The sequence below is a fragment of the Paraburkholderia caledonica NBRC 102488 genome (assembly GCF_000685095.1).
Taxonomy (GTDB): Bacteria; Pseudomonadota; Gammaproteobacteria; order Burkholderiales; family Burkholderiaceae; genus Paraburkholderia; species Paraburkholderia caledonica.
The window spans coordinates 107,573-125,945 of record NZ_BAYE01000019.1 but is presented as its reverse complement, the minus strand read 5'-3'; the positions used below and the strand labels follow the sequence as shown (position 1 = coordinate 125,945).

Here is an 18,373-nt window from a genome sequence, read left to right as displayed (position 1 = left end):
CTTTCGAGCGGCTTTTTGTTGCGGCCCTTGCGGGCAGGTCGCGTGCGAAACGACGCGGCACTCGCAATCTCAGTGCAGGATCTTCGCGAGAAAATCCTTTGCGCGATCGGACTTCGGATTGGCGAAGAAGTCGTCCTTGCGGTCGTCTTCCACGATCAAGCCCTTGTCCATGAAGATCACGCGATGCGCGACCTTCTTCGCAAAGCCCATTTCGTGCGTCACGCACATCATGGTCATGCCTTCCTGCGCGAGTTCGACCATCACATCGAGCACTTCGTTGATCATTTCCGGGTCGAGTGCCGACGTGGGTTCGTCGAACAGCATCGCGATCGGATCCATCGACAACGCGCGCGCAATCGCCACACGCTGCTGCTGACCGCCCGACAACTGGCCCGGGAATTTGTCCGCATGTGCGCGCAGACCGACGCGATCGAGCAGCTTCAGCCCCTTCGCCGACGCTTCGTCTTTCGAGCGGCCGAGCACCTTGATTTGCGCGATCGTGAGGTTTTGCACGATCGACAGATGCGGGAACAGCTCGAAGTGCTGGAACACCATGCCGACCTTCGAACGCAGCTTCGACAGATTGGTTTTCTTGTCAGTCAGCGATTGGCCGTTGATGACGATCTCGCCCTTCTGGAACGGCTCGAGACCATTGACGGTCTTGATCAGCGTCGACTTGCCCGAACCCGACGGTCCGCACACCACGACCACTTCACCTTTTTTGACTTCCGTCGTGCAGTCCGTCAGTACTTGAAACTGGCCGTACCACTTTGAAACATTCTTGATAGAGATCATCTTGCGACCTTTTTCTGAAGACCTTTGACGAGGCTCGACGCGATCACGCAGATCACGAAATAACACGCGCCCGCGAACAGTACCATTTCGACATTCGTGCCGTCACGATCGCCAATATTCGTGGCGGTGCGGAAGAAGTCGGCGAGGCTGATCACGTAGACGAGCGACGTATCCTGAAACAGCACGATGCCCTGCGTGAGCAGCAGCGGCACCATTGCACGGAACGCCTGCGGCAGCACCACGAGACGCATGGACTGCGCGTAGTTCATGCCGAGCGCGAACGACGCGTTGACCTGCCCGCGCGGCACGGACTGAATACCCGCGCGGATGATCTCCGAATAGTACGCCGCCTCGAATAGCGAGAAAGCGACCATCGCGGACGCGAGACGAATGTCGATATCCGGCGACAGACCGAGCACGTTCTGCAGCACCTGCGGCACGATCAGGAAGAACCACAGCAGAACCATCACCAGCGGAATCGAGCGGAAAATCGTCACGTAGCCCTTCGCGAACCACTCGAAAGGCTTGAACGACGACAACCGCAACATGGCAAGGACCGTGCCCCAGACAATGCCGATCACGATCGCGATCAGCGTGATCTTGAACGTGACCACCGCGCCGGTCCACAGCGTGGGCAGTGCACCCGGAATACCGCTCCAGTCGAAGTGGTGCATCACTTGCCTCCGATATAGCCGGGCAACCGGGTCTTGGCTTCGACCCAGCGCATCAGTTGCATCACGACCAGATTGATCAGCACGTAGGCCAGCGTGACCGCGATAAACGACTCATACGTCTGCGACGTGTAGTCGACGAGTTGGCGTGCCTGAGCGGACAGATCCAGCAAACCGATTGTGGACGCCACCGCCGAGTTCTTGAAGATATTCAGGAACTCCGACGTGAGCGGCGGCACGATGATCCGATACGCGACGGGCAGCAGCACATAGCGGTACGTCTGCCATTGCGTGAAGCCCATTGCGAGACCCGCGGCGCGCTGGCCGCGCGGCAATGCGTTGATGCCCGAGCGCACCTGCTCGCACACGCGCGCAGCGGTAAAGAGCCCGAGACAGATGATCGACGACGAGAAGAACTGCGCGCCAGGCGGCAGCTGCTTGAACCACGTGCCCATCGAGACCGGCAGCAATTCGGGTATCACCAGATACCAGATGAAGAATTGCACGATCAGCGGGATGTTGCGAAAAATCGCGACGTAGAGCGTGCCGATGCCCGACGCCCATTTGTTCGGCACCGTGCGCAGCACGCCGAACAACGAACCGACGACCAACGCGATCACCCATGCCGACAACGACACGGTAATCGTCACCCAAAAGCCCGACAGCAGCCAGCCCAGATAGGTGGTCGGCTCGCCGGTGGAGACCGGACTCAGCAGAATGCCCCAGTTCCAGTGATATGACATGACCAAGACTCCAGCAAAAAGAAACGGAAGAAGCGCGTCGCCCCTTCCGTTTCGTTCAGCGTTTCAAAAAAACAGCTAAGGTTTAGTCGATCGCCTTGTCATTCGGGCTCTTGAAGAGCGCCTTGATGTCGTCGCTTTCCGGGAAGTTCAGGTTCAGGCCCTTCGGCGGAATCGGCGTTTCGAACCACTTCTTGTAAATCTGATCGGCTTCGCCCGAAGTTTCGACCTTCGCGATTGCGTCGTCGACAACCTTCTTGAACTCCGGATCGTTCTTGCGCAGCATGCAGCCGTAAGCTTCATGCGACTGCGGCGCGCCGACGATCACGAAATCGTTGGGCGTGTTCGATTTTGCGCGCTCGCCGGCGAGCAGCGCGTCGTCCATCATGAAGGCAGCAGCGCGACCGGTGGACAGCGTCAGGAACGACTCGCCGTGGTCCTTCGCGCTGATGATGTTCATGCCCATGCTCTTGTCCTGATTCATCTTGCGAAGCAGGCGCTCGGAGGTGGTGCCGGCGGTCGTGACGACCGTCTTGCCCTTCAGGTCGGCCCAGTCTTTAATGCCCGAATCTTTCTTGGTCATCAGACGCGTGCCGATCACGAAGATCGTGTTCGAGAACGCCACCTGTTGCTGGCGCTCTGCATTATTCGTGGTGGAGCCGCATTCCATGTCGACGGTGCCGTTCTGCACCAGCGGAATACGGTTTTGCGACGTGACCGGCGTCAGTTTCACCTTCAGGTTCGGCATGTTCAGCTTCTGCTTGACTGCGTCAACCACCTTCAGCGCGAATTCCTGCGAATAGCCGATGACGTTCTGCTTGTCGTCATAGTACGAAAACGGAATCGACGATTCGCGATGACCCAGCGAAATGACGCCCGTGTCCTTGATTTTCTTCAGCGTACCGGCGTCTTGCGCGTGCGCGCCAACCGTAAACAGTCCGAGAGTCGCGAGCAGCAGCGCAGCTTTTTTAACCTTCATGTTTGATCTCCTTGGCAAGAACCGGCGCCAGTTTAGCAAAGTAATTATTCTGAAAGTATGGCTATAAACCATTGTTGTTGCGCGCACGCCGCTATTGCCTGGCGGCGCTTCGCACAGTCGGCCGGGGTTTCGGCATATACAAAGGCGGGCGGCATCGTAACGATGCCGCCCGCCGGCCAAAACACGCGCTCTTGTGGATCGCGTTCGAGCATGCGCATTCACGTGAAATGCGCGACGGATCGGTAAGGTAACAGACCCGCCGTTTCCTGCAGTGACAACCCGCGATCAGGGGTACAGGCCGCGCATTTCGCGCGCTTGCAAAATCCGCTTACAGGCGACGATAAACGCCGCCGTTCTCACCGACACATTCTGCTCGCTCGACACCTGCCACACGGCGGCAAACGCTTCGCGCATCACGCGTTCGAGGCGCTGGTTGATCTCGTCTTCGGTCCAGAAAAAGCTCGAGAAGTCCTGCACCCACTCGAAGTAGGAAACCGTAACGCCACCTGCGTTGGCCACCACGTCCGGAATGACGAGGATGCCGCGATCGTGCAGGATGTCGTCGGCCGCCGTCGTGGTCGGGCCGTTTGCGCCTTCCACGACGATCTTCGTCTTGATCTTGCCGGCGTTCTTCTCGGTAATCTGGTTTTCCAGCGCAGCCGGGATCAGGATGTCGGATTCGACGGTCCAGAATTCTTCATTCGTGACTGCGTCGGCTTCCGGGAAACCACCAACGCCGCCCGTCTTCGCGACGTGATCGAGCAAAGCAACCGCGTCGATACCGGTCGACTTGTAGAGCGATCCAGTGTGATCCTGCACCGCGACCACCTTCGCGCCTGCTTCCTGGAACAGACGCGCGGCGATCCCGCCGACGTTGCCGAAACCTTGCACGGCAATGCGAGCACCTTCGATGTCGAAGCCGATGCGGCGTGCCGCCTCGCAACCGACCACGAACACGCCGCGGCCCGTCGCTTCGCGGCGGCCGAGCGAACCGCCGAGCGTGATGGGCTTGCCGGTCACGACGCCGGTCGCCGTCTGGCCCTGGTTCATCGAATACGTGTCCATCATCCACGCCATGATCTGCTCGTTCGTGTTCACGTCCGGCGCGGGAATGTCGGTATTCGGTCCGATGATGATGCCGATTTCGCTGGTATAGCGACGCGTCATGCGCTCGAGTTCGCCACGCGACAAGGTGCGCGGATCGACACGGATGCCGCCCTTCGCGCCGCCGTAAGGAACGTTCACCGCAGCATTCTTCACCGACATCCACGCGGACAGCGCCATCACTTCCGACAGCGTCACGTCCTGGTGATAACGCACACCGCCCTTGCCCGGACCGCGCGACACGTTGTGCTGCACGCGGTAGCCCTCGAAGTGCGCGACGGTGCCGTTATCGAGTTCGATAGGCACGTCGACGATCAGGATGCGCTTGGGGCGCTTCAGGGTTTCGAGCCAGCGGGACAACGAGCCGAGGTACGGCGCGACGCGGTCGACCTGGCGCAGGTAGTTACCCCAAGGGCCGAGGTCTTCGCTATTCAGGTAGGAGGGAACGGACTGCAACGTTGAGGCAGATTGTGCGACTTGCTGCTGGGAAGACATGAACGCTCCGGCGTTGTTCGAATAGCAGCATTGTCGAAAAACGCCGTTTTGAAATCCAATGCCGTTTCCTTATCCGATTATGTTTTTTTTGCATAACCCGCGAAAAGCCGCAAATTTGCGTCGTAGGCGAAGCAGGTTGGTAGCGGGTCGCTTTAAGCGCTGCCGTGCGCGAGTTCTTCCGACACCACGTCCCACAACTGCCGCACGAGGATTTGCCGCGCGTCGTCGCTCTTCGCGGCCAGCTTGTCTCGATACAGCCGAATTTCCATGGTCAGCGTGAGTTGGCCTTCGGGCGTGCCGCGTGTACCGCGATCGAGCCGGATCAGCTTGCCGTCCGCGACCGCGTCTTCCACCGCGCTGTGCGGCAGGAAGGCGATGCCGTGACCGGCCAGCGCCATCGCCTTGAGGCCTTCCGCCATGTCGGTTTCGTAGAGCCGGTCGAGATGGAGGCGTTCGTGCGCGTTCGCGAGAATCACCTCGGTCATGCGTCCGAGATACGCATTCGGCGTGTACGACAGGTACGGCGTGGGCGCTTCGGTTGTGCCCGGCAACGTATGACGCGGCCGGCCTGCGCGCCCCGGCGCGGAGAATGGGCTGATCGGCTCGTTGCCTAGCGTCAGCATGTCGTAGCGGCCGGGATCGAGCGCGACTGGGTGACTGGGATGGTGATAACCCATCATCAGATCGCAACCGCCTTCCACCAGCGACAGCGCCGCGTCGTGCACGTTGAGCGCACGCAGCCGCGTATGGATCGGGCCCATTTGCGCCTCGATGCGTTGGAGCCAGCGCGGGAAGTACGTGAGCGACAGCGTGTGCGGCACGGCGAACTCGATGGTCGCTTGCGGCGTCGCTGTATGGCCACGCAAGAGCGCCCGGGCTTCGTGGAACTGCGAAAGCATCGCGAGCGCCTGCTCGTTGAACACCTGGCCCGCCGCTGTGAGCCGCGTCGGATAAACCGAACGGTCGATCAACTCGGTGCCGAGCCACGCCTCGAGCGCCTGAATGCGCCGCGAGAACGCCGGCTGCGTGACATGACGCAACTCAGCCGAGCGGCTAAAACTGCGCGTTTCCGCGAGCGAGACGAAGTCTTCCAGCCATTTCAGTTCCATGCGAAGCCTGCTGCCGGCGAGAAAGAAGAAGTCAGCATTCTAGTGGGTGTCGTGGCGACACCGGCGTTGGCCGCGACGGCTTTATCGCAGCTTCGTCAAAAAATCGGATTTCGCCGATAGGCCCGCGCGCCGCGCATCGCTATCTTGCGTCGGCGCGCGACGCGGGCGGTCAACCCTCGTTCCGCTACACCGCCATCGCGGACACGGCCGGCACACATCGGTCATTCCTCTACCCACGTCACCTCACCTTGCCGCGCAACGCGGCCCCGCCCATGCCGCCACTCGTTTCGATCATCACGCCGACCGCCAATCGTGAGCACCTGCTGCCTGCCATCACGCGCTGCGTGTTGCGCCAACGAGTCGACTGGGAATGGCTGATTCTCGATGACAGCGCCGTGCCGAGCGCGTATCTGATGGCGCTGGCGTCGCAGGACGCACGCATTCGCTATTTTCATTCGCCGGCGCGAATGTCGATCGGCTCGAAGCGTAACTTTCTGATCGGCGAAGCGCGCGGTACGGTGGTCGCCCATTTCGACGACGACGACCACTATGCGCCGCATTACCTCGCCCACATGGTCACGACGATGCGTGAGAACCGCGCCGATCTCGTCAAGCTGTCGGGCTTTTTCATGTATGCGCCGCACACGCGATTCCTCGGCTATATGGACCTCAACGCGAAAGTCGGCCTGCATTACGAACTGAGCGGCCAGTCGGTCAGTCATGTGGAGTTCCACGAAAAAATGCAGATAGGCGCGGACTTCGTGCTGTTCTATGGCTTCTCATACGTGTACGAAAAGGCGCTGGCTGCGGTGTCCGCCTTCGACGATATCGACCTGTGCGACGACGAAAGTTTTATCCGGCCCGTGGTCGAAGCAGGTTGCAAAGTCATTGCCGCGGACGATCCGCAGGCGAGTTGTCTGCATATCGTGCATCCGGGCTCGACATCGCGCTGTTTTTCGCGCTACTCGATGCCTTCGTTCATCCTGTCTACGCTCTTCCCTTGCTACGAAGGCACGCCGGCTTGAGCGTCGCAGTCTTTCGTCGCGGCACGTTCAATGAAGGCCGGCGCTCCGGCGGCCGGCGCTCCGGGCGGATGCTGCTCTAGTGGTAAAATTCGCGGTTCCCTTCCGTTCCGATCCGCTCACCGTGAGTTCAGTGAGCGCTCAACGCCTAGAGCCAGCCGCCATCATGTCCGACACCCGCCCCGACACCCTGTTCGCGCTGAATGCGCTTTCTCCGCTCGACGGACGCTATGCGTCGAAAACCGAAGCCCTGCGCGACTGGCTCTCGGAAGCCGCGTTCATGCGCAATCGTGTGACGGTCGAAATCCATTGGCTGATCGCCCTTTCGCGCGCGGGTTTCGCGGAAGTGCCGCGCTTTTCCGATGCCTCCGAGCAATTCCTGCTGCAACTGGCCGAGCGCTTCACCGCGCACGACGCCGCGCGCATCAAGGAAATCGAGCGCGTAACGAATCACGACGTGAAAGCAGTCGAGTACTGGCTGAAGGAATCGGTTAAAGGTCAGGAAGAGCTGGAGCGCGCGAGCGAGTTCATCCACTTCGCGTGCACGTCGGAAGACATCAACAACACGTCGCACGGCCTGATGCTTGCGGGCGCCCGCGAACATGTCATTTTGCCGGCGCTGCGCACGGTGCATCAGAAGCTCATTGCGCTCGCTCACGCGCACGCCGAGCAGCCGATGCTGTCGCGCACGCACGGCCAGCCGGCCAGCCCGACCACGCTCGGCAAGGAGATGGCCAATGTGGCTGCACGCCTCGAACGCGCGATCGACCGTATCGCGAAGGTCGAACTGCTCGGTAAGATGAACGGCGCGGTCGGCAATTTCAACGCGCATTTGTCGGCGTATCCGGAGTTCAACTGGGAAGCGTTCTCGCGTGAAGTGATCGAACAGCGTCTGAAGCTCGCATTCAATCCGTACACGATCCAGATCGAGCCGCACGACTACATGGCCGAACTGTTCGACGCGGTCGCGCGCGCAAATACGATCCTGCTGGATCTCGACCGCGACGTATGGGGCTACATTTCGGTCGGCTATTTCAAGCAACGCACGAAGGCAGGCGAGATCGGTTCGTCGACGATGCCGCACAAGGTCAACCCGATCGACTTCGAAAACTCCGAAGGCAATCTGGGGCTCGCAAACGCTACGCTGCGCCATCTCGCCGACAAGCTGCCGGTTTCGCGCTGGCAGCGCGACCTGACCGACTCCACGGTGCTGCGCAACATGGGTGTCGCGTTCGGTTACTCGCTGCTCGCGTACGACTCGCTGATCCGCGGTCTCGACAAGCTCGAAGTGAACGCACAGCGCCTGAACGAAGACCTCGACAATTGCTGGGAAGTGCTGGCCGAGCCGGTGCAAACGGTGATGCGCCGCTATGGCATTGAGAATCCGTATGAGCAGTTGAAGGAACTGACGCGCGGCAAGGGCATCACGCGCGAGGCGTTGCAAACATTCGTGGGTGGCCTGGCTATTCCGCAAGACGCGAAAGACCGCCTGCTTGCCATGACGCCGGGTTCGTACATCGGCAAGGCGGTCGAACTGGCGAAGCGCATCCGCTAAAAGCCTTCGTCGTTTGGCAGGTCAAAAAAAAAGCCGCTCGATCGAGCGGCTTTTTTCATTTAACAGGCAAACGCTGCGCCGGAACTTACCGTTTGTCGACCTGCTTCAACACCTCGTCGACGATCTGTTCCGGCGACAGTTCAATGCTCACCGTCACTGCTTCGTCTGCACCCGGCTCTTCGAGCGTATCGAGCTGGCTCTGCAGTAGCGACGGATCGAAGAAGTGCCCTGTACGCGTGGTCAGACGTTCTTCCAACACCTCGCGCGAGCCCTTCAGATAAACGAAGCACACGTCGCTATCGCCGTCGCGCAGAATGTCGCGATACGAGCGTTTCAGCGACGAACACGTGAACACCGCTGTCTCGCCCGCCTTCTGCTTTTCTTCGATCGCGGCGCGGATAGTTTTGAGCCACGGCCACCGGTCTTCGTCGGTGAGCGGAATGCCGTGGTGCATCTTCTCCTTGTTGGCGGCGCTATGGAACGCGTCGCCGTCGGTGAACGCGCAGTGCAGGCGTTCCGCCAGCATCTCGCCAATTCTCGTTTTGCCGGCGCCCGACACGCCCATTGCGATCAGAATCATCAAAAACTCCTTACAGGACCGCCGCTAGCGCGAAGGTCAAGCCCAAACCCATCAACGAAATGATGGTCTCGAGGAGCGACCATGTCTTGAAGGTCTGCCCCACCGTCATACCGAAGTATTCCTTGATCAGCCAGAAACCGCCGTCGTTCACGTGCGAAAAAATCAGCGAACCCGAGCCCGTTGCCAGCACGAGCAGTTCCGGCTTCACTTGCACACCGCTTGCCGCGGCGATTGGCGCGACGATGCCGCAGGCAGTGGTCATTGCGACCGTCGCCGAACCCGTGGCAAGACGGATCAGCGCCGCGACCAGCCAGCCGAACAGCAACGGCGACAAGTGCGCTGCGGTGGCCGCAGCAACGATTTCCTTCGAAATGCCGCTATCCATCAGCACGCGCCCAAAACCGCCGCCCGCACCGACGATCAGCGTGATGCCCGCGATCGGCGCGAGACATTCGCCGCAGAATTTCTGGATCTGATCGCGATTGAAGCCTCGGCTCGCACCGAAGGTCCAGAAGCTGACCAGCACCGCGATCAGCAGCGCGACGTCCGAGTTGCCGACGAAATGCAGCAGGTCGTTCGGCAAGGTCTTCGGCGTGAACACGAGGTCCGCCCAGCTACCCACCAGCATCAGAATCACCGGCAGCAAAACCGTGAAGAGCGTGATGCCGAAGCTCGGCAGTTCGCGCTTCGGCGCTGTGTTCGTTGCACCGTTCTTCGCCGCGTCGTCGTGACCGAGGAATTGCGCGGCCAGCGCGTTTTCTTGCGGCAGCTTCACATAGCGGCTGATCAGCAGCGCAAACAGCGGACCCGCGACGATAGCCGTCGGCACGCCGATAATCAGGCCATAGGCGATCGTCTTGCCGATATCGGCGTGATACTGCTGCACCGCGAGCATTGCGGCCGGATGCGGCGGAATCAGCCCGTGCACGACGGACAGACCCGCGACCATCGGCAGGCCGACCAGCAGCAGCGATTTATTGGTGCGTTTCGCGACGTTGAAGGCAATCGGAATCAGCAGCACGAAGCCGACTTCAAAGAACACCGGCAGACCGACGATGATCGCGACGACCATCATCGCCCAGTGAATGTTTTTCTCGCCGAACCAGTTGATGAGCGTCGTGGCGATGCGTTCGGCGCCGCCAGATTCGGCCATCATCTTGCCAAGCATCGTGCCGAGCCCCACCACCACCGCGATGTGACCCAACGTGTTGCCGTTGCCCGTTTCGAACGATTTGACGATGGTCGCCATCGGCATGCCGGACGCGAGCCCGAGCAGCAGCGACACGATGATCAGAACGAGGAACGGATAGACCTTGTAGCGCGTGATCAACAAGATCAGCAAGGCGATGGCGATTACCCCGAATACCAGCAGCGTGCTGCCGTGAACAGCTTCCATGAAGCTCCTCCTTTTGCGTTATTGATTGTGGGTGCGCAAGACAGCAGCCACCTCGTCTCACGGCGACCGGCACGCATCAGAACTGTGCGAACCGCGCGGACGCTGAATTTTACTGTTTGTTGTCTGGAAATGCCCGCGAAACTAACGAGCATATTTGCAACGAAGCCTCGCCGCGACAGCCTGACCGGCTGTATCGACGAGGCTTTTGCTTGCCTGGTTCGCTGACCGGGCTAGATGCGGCGGATAGGAACTAGTGAGCGGGCGCGGCCAACTGGCTAGCGGCGCGCGCAAGACGCGTGACTTCTTCCCAGTTCTGCGCGGCCAATGCGGCTTTCGGCGTGAGCCATGATCCGCCGACGCACACCACGTTCGGCAGCGACAGGAAGTGCGTGGCCGTTTCCGCGGTGATGCCGCCGGTCGGGCAAAACTTCAGCGTCGGGAACGGGCCATGAAAAGCTTGCAGCATTGGCACACCGCCCGCTTGCTGCGCCGGGAAAAACTTCACGATCTCGTAACCGAGTTCGAGCGCGGTAATGATGTCGCTCGGCGTCATCACGCCAGGCAGAAGCGGCAGTCCGGCGTCCTGCGCAGCTTTGTGAATGTCCTTCGTGAGGCCCGGCGAGACACCGAACTGCGCGCCTGCCTTCTTCGCCTGAGCGCAGTGCTCGGGCCGGGTGATCGTGCCGACGCCGACGACGATGTCATCGGCAAGGTGGCTTGCGCGCTCAATCGCTTCCAGGCCGGCAGCCGTGCGCAGCGTGATTTCGAGCACCTTCACGCCGCCCGCATGCAATGCGCGCGACACGTGTTCGCCCTGCTCGGCGGAATCGAACGCAAGCACCGGAATCACCGGACCGAGGCGCACGATATCGCTTACTGTTTTCGACGTCATTGTCAAACTCCTTGTTTCTGCCAGCTGCCGGTTGGCGCGCTTGGCTGGCTGGCTTGATTGCTTGCCGGCTTTTCTGGCCGACTCAGTTGGCTTAGCGAGTCGGCAATCGGCTTTGCTGGACGTGCCGGTCAATCCGCTTCGTCAGTTGCCTGGTCAGTCCCGTTAGTCGATTACCTACCCGGTCCGGTTCGTACCTGTCTCGTCCGATTTGCTGCGCCACTCAACTCACGCGGCTGGTACTGCTTACCCCGCCTGCGTGGTGCTCGCAACAGTCACGCCCGACTCACCCGCGTGGTTCGCGGCAGGCGCGGTGTGCTTGCCGTGCAATGCCGCACGCTCGCCCACCATCGGCCCGAACACCGACGCGCCCTGCTCCGCAGGCGCTGCCGCCGCGCGAAACACACCGAACAGCTCGCGGCCGAAACCAACTTCGTTCTCCGCCTGATGCAGCGGCACGGCGTTCGGACGCGCAGCCCACTCGGCCGCGTCGATCTCGATGTCGAGCACGCCGGCTTCGGCGTCGATCACCAGCATGTCGCCGCTGCGCACCTTGCCGATCGGCCCTTGCAGCAGCGCTTCCGGCGACAGATGAATCACCGCGGGCACCTTACCCGACGCTCCCGACATGCGCCCGTCCGTGACGAGCGCGACATGGAAACCTTGATCCTGCAACACACCGAGCAGCGGCGTCAAACGATGCAGTTCCGGCATGCCGTTTGCCCGCGCGCCCTGGAAACGCACCACGGCAATGAAGTCACGCTTCAGTTCGCCATTATCGAACGCTTCCTGCACGGCTTCCTGCGAGTCGAACACGATGGCCGGCGCTTTCACCTTGCGATGCTGCTGCGCGACGGCCGAGATCTTGATTACGCCGCGGCCAAGCTTGCCCTGCATTAAACGCAGGCCGCCGTCCGCCTGGAACGGCTCCTTGATGCCGCGCAACACCGCGGTGTCTTCGCTGGCCTGTACGCCGGGCACCCATTGCAGCTTGCCGTCGATCAGCTTCGGTTCTTCCGTGTAGTGATGAAGGCCCTTGCCCGCCACCGTGTTGACGTCTTCATGCAGCAATCCGCCTTCGAGCAGATTGCGCACCAGGAACGCCACGCCACCGGCGGCGTGAAAATGATTCACGTCGGCTTTGCCATTCGGATAGATCTTCGCGAGCAGCGGCACCGCTTGAGACAGCGTGTCGAAGTCGTCCCAATCGATCACGATGCCGGCGGCACGCGCAATCGCGACAAGGTGCAGCGTGTGATTGGTCGAGCCGCCCGTCGCGAGCAGAGCGACGATACCGTTGACGATCGCCTTCTCGTCGATCACGTGACCAATCGGCATGTAGTTACCGCGCTCGACGGTCAGGTCGAGAACGCGGCGCGCGGCCTGCGCGGTCAACGCGTCGCGCAACGGCGTATGCGGATGCACAAAGGCCGAACCAGGCAGATGCAGGCCCATTATTTCCATCAGCATCTGGTTGCTGTTCGCGGTGCCGTAGAACGTGCAGGTGCCGTGGCCGTGATAGGCGGCGGCTTCCGCTTCGAGCAGCGCGTCGCGGCCGCATTGGCCGGTTGCGAACTGCTGGCGCGTCTTGGCTTTGTCGTCGTTCGAAAGACCGCTCGTCATGGGGCCGGCCGGCACGAAGATAGTCGGCAGATGGCCGAACTGCAGCGCGCCGATCAACAGGCCCGGCACGATCTTGTCGCAGATGCCGAGGCACAGCGCCGCGTCGAACATGTTGTGCGTAAGCGCGACTGCCGTGCTCATTGCGATGACTTCGCGCGAGAAGAGCGACAGCTCCATGCCCGCGTTCCCTTGCGTAATGCCGTCGCACATGGCCGGCACGCCGCCCGCGAACTGAGCGACGCCGCCGTTCTCGCGGGCGGCCTGCTTGATGATGTCCGGGTAGTTTTTGTACGGCGCGTGAGCCGACAGCATCTCGTTGTACGAGGAGACAATGCCGATGTTCGGTTCACGAATCTGCTTGATGACGAGCTTGTCATTGCCTTCCAGGCCCGCGAAACCGTGGGCCAGATTGGCGCAGGAAAGTGCGCCGCGCGCCGGGAACCTGCCCTGCGCCTCGTGAATGCGCGCGAGGTACGCCTCGCGAGTCGGCTTGCTGCGTTCGACCACGCGCTGCGTGACCTTTGACAATTGCGAATGCGGGGAAACCATCGGAGCTCCTTCGTCGCTGGCGGCGGGCGCGCGGACATGATGCGAGATAGATATCGCGGAGAGTCGAATCAACCAACGACGGCAATGTTAGTAGAAAAACTACACGTCCGCAATCGGAATCCCTATTGCAATGCGACATCGGGAATCCCCCTGAACGCCTTGCTGACGGCTGATCCGCGAGATTCATCACCGAGCTAAGGGATAACACCTACGGCCGAGATGTAGTTTTTGTACATACTGGGCAATCAGTTATAGTCCACGCATTCTTCAGCATAGTGCGAGATTTCCGATGATGCTGTCCCAGGTTGAAGAGATGCGCGAGCAGCTGCGTCCGTCCGAGCGCAAGCTGGCCGATTACGTGATCGAGGCGCCACGCGAGGTGCTCGATCTTTCGATGACGGAAGTCGCCGCGCGTGCGGGCGTCAGTCAGCCGACCATCGCGCGTTTTTGTCATGCGCTCGGCTTCTCGGGATTCCGCGAGTTCAAGATCCGGCTCGCGCAGGGCATCGCGACTGAAGTACCTGCCGTTTATCGGGACGTGCGCGCGGACGAACCGGCGCCGGGCGTCGCCGCCAAGGTGTTCGACCGGACGATCGGCGCGCTGATCCAGGTGCGCAACAATCTGTCTTCGGATAGCGTCGCGGCGGCGATCGACGTACTCGCGCAAGCGAAGCGGATCGAGTTCTACGGCGCCGGCGGATCGGGTATTACCGCGCTCGACATGCAGCACAAGTTCTTCAGGCTAGGCATGCCTAGCGTCGCCTACTCGGACCCGCATACGTTCCTGATGTCCGCAGCAATGCTCGGTGAGGGCGACGTCGTGGTCGCGATTTCGAACACGGGACGCACGCGCGATATCGTCGATGCAGCCAGGTCGGCTGTGGCCGGCGGCGCAAAAGTGATCGCCGTGACGCATGGCAACTCGCCGCTCGCGCGGATCGCGTCGGTAGGACTTTTCGCCAACATCGACGAAGACACCGATATCTTTTCGCCGATGACCTCGCGCACTTCGCACCTTGCGATCGGCGACATTCTCGCGGTGGGCGTCGCGCTAAAACGCGGACCGGAGCTTGCGGAGAAACTGGCCGATGCGAAGGAACTGATCGCGCGCAGAAGGATCGGGACAGACGGATGAAGGGTTGCGCACGAGAACAATCCGTTTTCGTTGTGTGCTGATTCACCTGAATACAAAACGGGCTCCTAAGGGAGCCCGTTTGTTTTGTGTCGCTCGAAGGGACACCTCAATGGCTTGAGTGCACGAAGTCGAACGATGCGTCGGTGTGCCCGCCATGCGAAGCGCGTCGCCTTGCGCCTTGTCCCATGACACGATCTCCGTCACGCGCGGAAAGGCGTGTGCATGCGCGCTCAAGGGGTCGTCCAGAATATGATCGGCAGTTGCGGAAAGGGGCTCGCCTTTTCGTGTTCACGGCGGTACGTTGACTCGCGACGTTTTCCGCAACAGCGACGAGCGTTACTTGTCACGCGGCGAGGGACACCACTCACACCGAGACATGCAAACGATGAGTCATCCGACACGCTGGGCGTGCGATGCACATCAAAACGGCTTGATCACCACCAGCGCGACCGCAGCGAGCATCCCGAGCACGGGCAATTCGTTGAACATCCGGTACCACTTGTGCGTGCGGCGGTTCTGCCCGCGCTCGAAGGTCCGCAGCAACACGCCGCAGTACGCGTGGTAAATCACCAGCAGCACGACGACGCCGACCTTGGCGTGAATCCAGCCCTGTCCTCGTCCGATTCCCACGACGAGCCAGAGCCACAGCCCGCAAATGAGCGCCGGCACGGCGATAAACGTCATGAAGCGAAACAGTTTGCGCGCCATGATCAGGAGACGCGTCACCGCCGCCGGCTCGGTTTCCATCGCCAGGTTGACGAAAATGCGCGGCAAATAGAACAGACCGGCGAACCAGGAAGCGACCAGAACGATATGAAACGTCTTGATCCAGAGCATCGGATGTCCTTGCGTGCGTGTTGAGTGTTGTAACCAGCGTGTTGTGGCCAGCGGCGGCAATCATGGCGGCCATTCATCGCGACGCACAGTGACCGACGGTCGCGGCAACGCCAGAAGGCGTAGACAGACGGACAAACGTGGCCGCGTTGCACGGCCACGCCTACCATTGAATAGCGCCTATTGGCGCCCTTCGCCATGCCCGAGCACGACATACTTCAGCGACGTCAAACCTTCCAGCCCCACCGGACCGCGCGCATGAAGCTTGTCATTTGAGATGCCGATTTCGGCACCAAGGCCAAACTCGAAGCCATCGGCGAAACGGGTCGATGCATTCACCATCACGCTTGCCGAATCCACTTCGCGCAGGAAACGCATGGCGCGGTCGTGGTCTTCGGTGACGATCGCGTCGGTGTGCTGCGAGCTATAGGTGTTGATGTGCTCGATCGCCGCGTCCAGATCGTCGACCACCCTGATCGCCAGCACCGGCGCGAGATATTCGGTGCGCCAGTCATCTTCCGTTGCATCGACCAGCGGGCCCACGCCCGCGTCGGCCAGCACCGCACGCGCCGCCGCGTCCACGCGCAACTCGACTTCTTTCTCGCGATACAGCTTGCCAAGAGGCGGCAGCACCGCCGATGCGATATCACGCGCGACGAGCAGCGTCTCCATCGTGTTGCAGGTGCCATAGCGATGCGTTTTGGCGTTGTCGCAGACCGTCAGCGCCTTCGCGAGGTCCGCGCGGTCGTCCACGTACACGTGGCAGATGCCGTCGAGGTGCTTGATCATCGGCACTCGCGCTTCGTTCATCAGCCGCTCGATCAGACTCTTGCCACCGCGTGGAACGATCACGTCGACGTACTCGGTCATTGTGATCAGCTTGCCGACCGCGGCGCGGTCCACGGTCGCGACAACCTGCACGGCGTCCTGTGGCAAACCGGCAGCTTCGAGACCCTCGCCGATCAGCTTCGCGAGCGCCGTATTGCATTCCAACGCTTCGGAACCGCCGCGCAGGATCGTGGCGTTGCCCGACTTCAGGCAGAGCGCGGCGGCGTCAATCGTGACGTTAGGACGCGATTCGTAGATGATGCCGATCACGCCGAGCGGCACGCGCATCTGCCCGACCTGAATGCCGCTTGGCCTGTACTTCAGGTTGCTGATCTCGCCGATCGGGTCCGCGAGCGCCGCGACCTGGCGCAGGCCTTCGACCATCGTTTTCAGCGCTTTATCCGACAAAGTCAGCCGGTCGATGAAAGCCGCGTCGTGGCCTTTGTCGCGTGCCCGCGCGAGGTCACGCGCGTTAGCTTCCTTGAGCAACGCGGCGTCGCGCTCGATACCCGCTGCGACCGCCGCGAGTGCCGTGTTCTTCGCGGCCGTCGACGCCCGCGCCATCGCACGCGAGGCCTGGCGGGCGCGGCGGCCGAGGTCGGTCATGTACTGGTCGATATCCATGTGATTCTCGTGATGGCGCGCACGTCGACGTGCGGCGGAAAGGCTGATTAGCGAATGATTCAAAGATTGTAAGTCGGGGCAAGGCGGTCTGCATGCCATGGCGGCCAGCGCCACCTATCACGCTGAAGCCGCCGATCCTTCAGCACGCGAAGCCCGGCAGGCTAAAGCGAACTGGTGGTCCGGACGGTTCAGCCGTCCGCCAGAGCCGTGGCACTCGTCACGCCGTGCTCGTCCCGCTTGTCCCATTTGTGCCACATCGAATGGGACCACCGGCTGGCCTGCATTACCGGATCACAGCGGCCTACGTGCGCCCGCTGCGGCCCCGGCCCCGCCCCGAGGTCGCGGCGGCGGAACAGGCGCCGTTTTCGGCGACGCGACCGTCATCGCGAGTTCGAACAAGCCGTCCCAAGGATCGGGCGGCGGGTCATTGCGATGATTGCCAGGCGTGCTGCCCGACAAGCCCTTAACCTGGCGATCGAGCCGCGCCGCCAGCGCGAGCGCTTTTTCAAGCGAGGCCTCGGTAACACGTGACAAAGCCGGGCCGATCAACCGCTCGCGCGGACCCCACACGCGGTTTTCGCGCACCAGCATCGCGAGCGGTTTGCCGGCCCCGACGCCGCGTTTGATGCGCAAAAGCGTACGCAATTCTTCGACGACCGCCCACAGCACGAGGACCGCGGCTTCGCCTTCGCCGCGCAGGCCGTCGAGCATGCGCGACAGACGGCCGACGTCGCCCGCGAGCATCGCCTCGTTCAGCTTGAACACGTCGTAGCGCGCGACGTTGAGCACGGCGTCGTGAATCTGCTCGAAGCTCAGCGAGCCGGCCGGATAAAGCAAGCCGAGCTTCTGAATTTCCTGATGCGCCGCCAGCAGGTTACCTTCGACACGCTCGGCGATAAACGCGAGCGCGCGCCGCCCTTCTTCCCCGGCGGCGACCCGCTGGCCTTGCGCCGCGAGCCGCTGGCCGACCCAGTTCGGCAACTGCGCGCGCTCGACCGGATCGATTTTCAACGCGACGCCCGCGTCGGCAAGCGCCGTGAACCAGGCGGATTTCTGCGTGGCCGCGTCGAGCCGCGGCAGCGTGATCATCGTCAATACGTCGTCATTGACGGCGGCCGCCAGCGCTTTCAGCGCATCTGCCCCTTCTTTGCCGGGCTTGCCCGACGGAATGCGCAGTTCGACCAGTTGACGGTCACCGAACAGCGACATCGACTGGCTCGCGCCCAACAGCGAACTCCAGTCGAAACCGCGCTCCACGGTGAACACCGAGCGATCGGTGAAGCCGGCCGCGCGCGCCGCCGCACGAATCCGGTCGCACGCTTCCTGCGCGAGCAGATGCTCGTCGCCGTACACGACGTACAGTCCGGCGAGTCCCTTGGCGAGATGCGCTTCGAGCGCGTCAAGTCGCAGTTGCATGGCTATGTATTTCTCAGATCCCGTCGACG

At 61.6% G+C, this 18,373-nt stretch carries 17 protein-coding genes; 3 read left to right on the top strand and 14 right to left on the bottom strand.

The features are described from left to right. Nucleotides 1-69: 69 nt before the first annotated feature. The 7 genes from BCA01S_RS27835 to BCA01S_RS27805 all read right to left on the bottom strand — a co-directional run bounded on the left by BCA01S_RS27835 (nt 70) and on the right by BCA01S_RS27805 (nt 5,893). Entirely contained in the window at nt 70-795 is a 726-nt protein-coding gene (locus BCA01S_RS27835) for an amino acid ABC transporter ATP-binding protein (protein ID WP_027779708.1), read from the bottom strand. Next, complete coding sequence (gltK, locus tag BCA01S_RS27830; RefSeq protein ID WP_020069310.1) at nt 792-1,469, bottom strand: glutamate/aspartate ABC transporter permease GltK; 678 nt, start codon at nt 1,467-1,469, stop codon at nt 792-794. The genes BCA01S_RS27835 and gltK overlap by 4 nt, the downstream gene beginning before the upstream one ends. Then, on the bottom strand, nt 1,469-2,209 hold the full coding sequence (locus BCA01S_RS27825; protein ID WP_027779707.1) for an amino acid ABC transporter permease: 741 nt from the start codon (nt 2,207-2,209) through the stop codon (nt 1,469-1,471). Before BCA01S_RS27825 ends, gltK begins: the two co-directional genes overlap by 1 nt. An 82-nt stretch (nt 2,210-2,291) precedes the next feature. Then, nucleotides 2,292-3,185 carry a glutamate/aspartate ABC transporter substrate-binding protein gene (locus tag BCA01S_RS27820; protein WP_020069312.1) on the bottom strand — a complete coding sequence of 298 codons (894 nt, stop codon included), beginning with the start codon at nt 3,183-3,185 and terminating at the stop codon, nt 2,292-2,294. Between the two features lie 44 nt (nt 3,186-3,229). Then, nucleotides 3,230-3,397: a hypothetical protein gene (locus BCA01S_RS38130; protein WP_156955091.1), complete on the bottom strand. Its 168-nt coding sequence runs from the start codon at nt 3,395-3,397 to the stop codon at nt 3,230-3,232. 73 nt (nt 3,398-3,470) lie between these two features. Then, complete coding sequence (locus BCA01S_RS27810; protein ID WP_020069313.1) at nt 3,471-4,784, bottom strand: Glu/Leu/Phe/Val family dehydrogenase; 1,314 nt, start codon at nt 4,782-4,784, stop codon at nt 3,471-3,473. A 152-nt stretch (nt 4,785-4,936) separates the two neighbouring features. Beyond that, nucleotides 4,937-5,893, bottom strand: coding sequence for a LysR family transcriptional regulator (locus BCA01S_RS27805; protein WP_027779706.1), 957 nt, complete (start codon nt 5,891-5,893; stop codon nt 4,937-4,939). Nucleotides 5,894-6,165: 272 nt separating this feature from the next. Here BCA01S_RS27805 and BCA01S_RS27800 point away from each other — a divergent pair, with 272 nt between their 5' ends. Next, nucleotides 6,166-6,918 carry a glycosyltransferase family 2 protein gene (locus tag BCA01S_RS27800; protein WP_027779705.1) on the top strand — a complete coding sequence of 251 codons (753 nt, stop codon included), beginning with the start codon at nt 6,166-6,168 and terminating at the stop codon, nt 6,916-6,918. Between the two features lie 163 nt (nt 6,919-7,081). Beyond that, on the top strand, nt 7,082-8,470 hold the full coding sequence (gene purB, locus BCA01S_RS27795) for an adenylosuccinate lyase (RefSeq protein WP_027779704.1): 1,389 nt from the start codon (nt 7,082-7,084) through the stop codon (nt 8,468-8,470). Between the two features lie 85 nt (nt 8,471-8,555). On the opposite strand, the gene BCA01S_RS27790 is transcribed toward purB, so the two are convergent. The 4 genes from BCA01S_RS27790 to edd form a co-directional block, all read right to left on the bottom strand. Continuing rightward, nucleotides 8,556-9,050, bottom strand: coding sequence for a gluconokinase (locus BCA01S_RS27790; protein WP_027779703.1), 495 nt, complete (start codon nt 9,048-9,050; stop codon nt 8,556-8,558). A gap of 10 nt (nt 9,051-9,060) precedes the next feature. Continuing rightward, nucleotides 9,061-10,446, bottom strand: coding sequence for a GntP family permease (locus BCA01S_RS27785; protein ID WP_020069318.1), 1,386 nt, complete (start codon nt 10,444-10,446; stop codon nt 9,061-9,063). A 250-nt stretch (nt 10,447-10,696) separates the two neighbouring features. Further along, nucleotides 10,697-11,338 carry a bifunctional 4-hydroxy-2-oxoglutarate aldolase/2-dehydro-3-deoxy-phosphogluconate aldolase gene (eda, locus tag BCA01S_RS27780; RefSeq protein WP_027779702.1) on the bottom strand — a complete coding sequence of 214 codons (642 nt, stop codon included), beginning with the start codon at nt 11,336-11,338 and terminating at the stop codon, nt 10,697-10,699. 243 nt (nt 11,339-11,581) lie between these two features. Further along, nucleotides 11,582-13,507 carry a phosphogluconate dehydratase gene (edd, locus tag BCA01S_RS27775; protein WP_027779701.1) on the bottom strand — a complete coding sequence of 642 codons (1,926 nt, stop codon included), beginning with the start codon at nt 13,505-13,507 and terminating at the stop codon, nt 11,582-11,584. Between the two features lie 289 nt (nt 13,508-13,796). Between edd and BCA01S_RS27770 the strand changes: the two genes are divergently transcribed. Continuing rightward, entirely contained in the window at nt 13,797-14,642 is an 846-nt protein-coding gene (locus BCA01S_RS27770; RefSeq protein WP_027779700.1) for a MurR/RpiR family transcriptional regulator, read from the top strand. Nucleotides 14,643-15,062: 420 nt separating this feature from the next. Here the strand turns inward: BCA01S_RS27770 and BCA01S_RS27765 are convergent, their stop codons facing one another. The 3 genes from BCA01S_RS27765 to holA form a co-directional block, all read right to left on the bottom strand. After that, on the bottom strand, nt 15,063-15,479 hold the full coding sequence (locus tag BCA01S_RS27765) for a CopD family protein (protein ID WP_027779699.1): 417 nt from the start codon (nt 15,477-15,479) through the stop codon (nt 15,063-15,065). Nucleotides 15,480-15,656: 177 nt separating this feature from the next. Continuing rightward, nucleotides 15,657-16,928 carry a glutamate-5-semialdehyde dehydrogenase gene (locus BCA01S_RS27760; protein ID WP_027779698.1) on the bottom strand — a complete coding sequence of 424 codons (1,272 nt, stop codon included), beginning with the start codon at nt 16,926-16,928 and terminating at the stop codon, nt 15,657-15,659. 291 nt (nt 16,929-17,219) lie between these two features. Continuing rightward, nucleotides 17,220-18,344, bottom strand: a complete 1,125-nt coding sequence (gene holA, locus BCA01S_RS27755; RefSeq protein WP_027779697.1) for a DNA polymerase III subunit delta — start codon at nt 18,342-18,344, stop codon at nt 17,220-17,222. Nucleotides 18,345-18,373 lie beyond the last annotated feature (29 nt).

Coding starts and splice junctions, on each gene's coding strand:
- BCA01S_RS27835 (WP_027779708.1), bottom strand. CDS start 795: ATGATCTCTATCAAGAATGTTTCAAAGTGGTACGGCCAGTTTCAAGTA.
- gltK (WP_020069310.1), bottom strand. CDS start 1,469: ATGCACCACTTCGACTGGAGCGGTATTCCGGGTGCACTGCCCACGCTG.
- BCA01S_RS27825 (WP_027779707.1), bottom strand. CDS start 2,209: ATGTCATATCACTGGAACTGGGGCATTCTGCTGAGTCCGGTCTCCACC.
- BCA01S_RS27820 (WP_020069312.1), bottom strand. CDS start 3,185: ATGAAGGTTAAAAAAGCTGCGCTGCTGCTCGCGACTCTCGGACTGTTT.
- BCA01S_RS38130 (WP_156955091.1), bottom strand. CDS start 3,397: ATGCTCGAACGCGATCCACAAGAGCGCGTGTTTTGGCCGGCGGGCGGC.
- BCA01S_RS27810 (WP_020069313.1), bottom strand. CDS start 4,784: ATGTCTTCCCAGCAGCAAGTCGCACAATCTGCCTCAACGTTGCAGTCC.
- BCA01S_RS27805 (WP_027779706.1), bottom strand. CDS start 5,893: ATGGAACTGAAATGGCTGGAAGACTTCGTCTCGCTCGCGGAAACGCGC.
- BCA01S_RS27800 (WP_027779705.1), top strand. CDS start 6,166: ATGCCGCCACTCGTTTCGATCATCACGCCGACCGCCAATCGTGAGCAC.
- purB (WP_027779704.1), top strand. CDS start 7,082: ATGTCCGACACCCGCCCCGACACCCTGTTCGCGCTGAATGCGCTTTCT.
- BCA01S_RS27790 (WP_027779703.1), bottom strand. CDS start 9,050: ATGATTCTGATCGCAATGGGCGTGTCGGGCGCCGGCAAAACGAGAATT.
- BCA01S_RS27785 (WP_020069318.1), bottom strand. CDS start 10,446: ATGGAAGCTGTTCACGGCAGCACGCTGCTGGTATTCGGGGTAATCGCC.
- eda (WP_027779702.1), bottom strand. CDS start 11,338: ATGACGTCGAAAACAGTAAGCGATATCGTGCGCCTCGGTCCGGTGATT.
- edd (WP_027779701.1), bottom strand. CDS start 13,507: ATGGTTTCCCCGCATTCGCAATTGTCAAAGGTCACGCAGCGCGTGGTC.
- BCA01S_RS27770 (WP_027779700.1), top strand. CDS start 13,797: ATGATGCTGTCCCAGGTTGAAGAGATGCGCGAGCAGCTGCGTCCGTCC.
- BCA01S_RS27765 (WP_027779699.1), bottom strand. CDS start 15,479: ATGCTCTGGATCAAGACGTTTCATATCGTTCTGGTCGCTTCCTGGTTC.
- BCA01S_RS27760 (WP_027779698.1), bottom strand. CDS start 16,928: ATGGATATCGACCAGTACATGACCGACCTCGGCCGCCGCGCCCGCCAG.
- holA (WP_027779697.1), bottom strand. CDS start 18,344: ATGCAACTGCGACTTGACGCGCTCGAAGCGCATCTCGCCAAGGGACTC.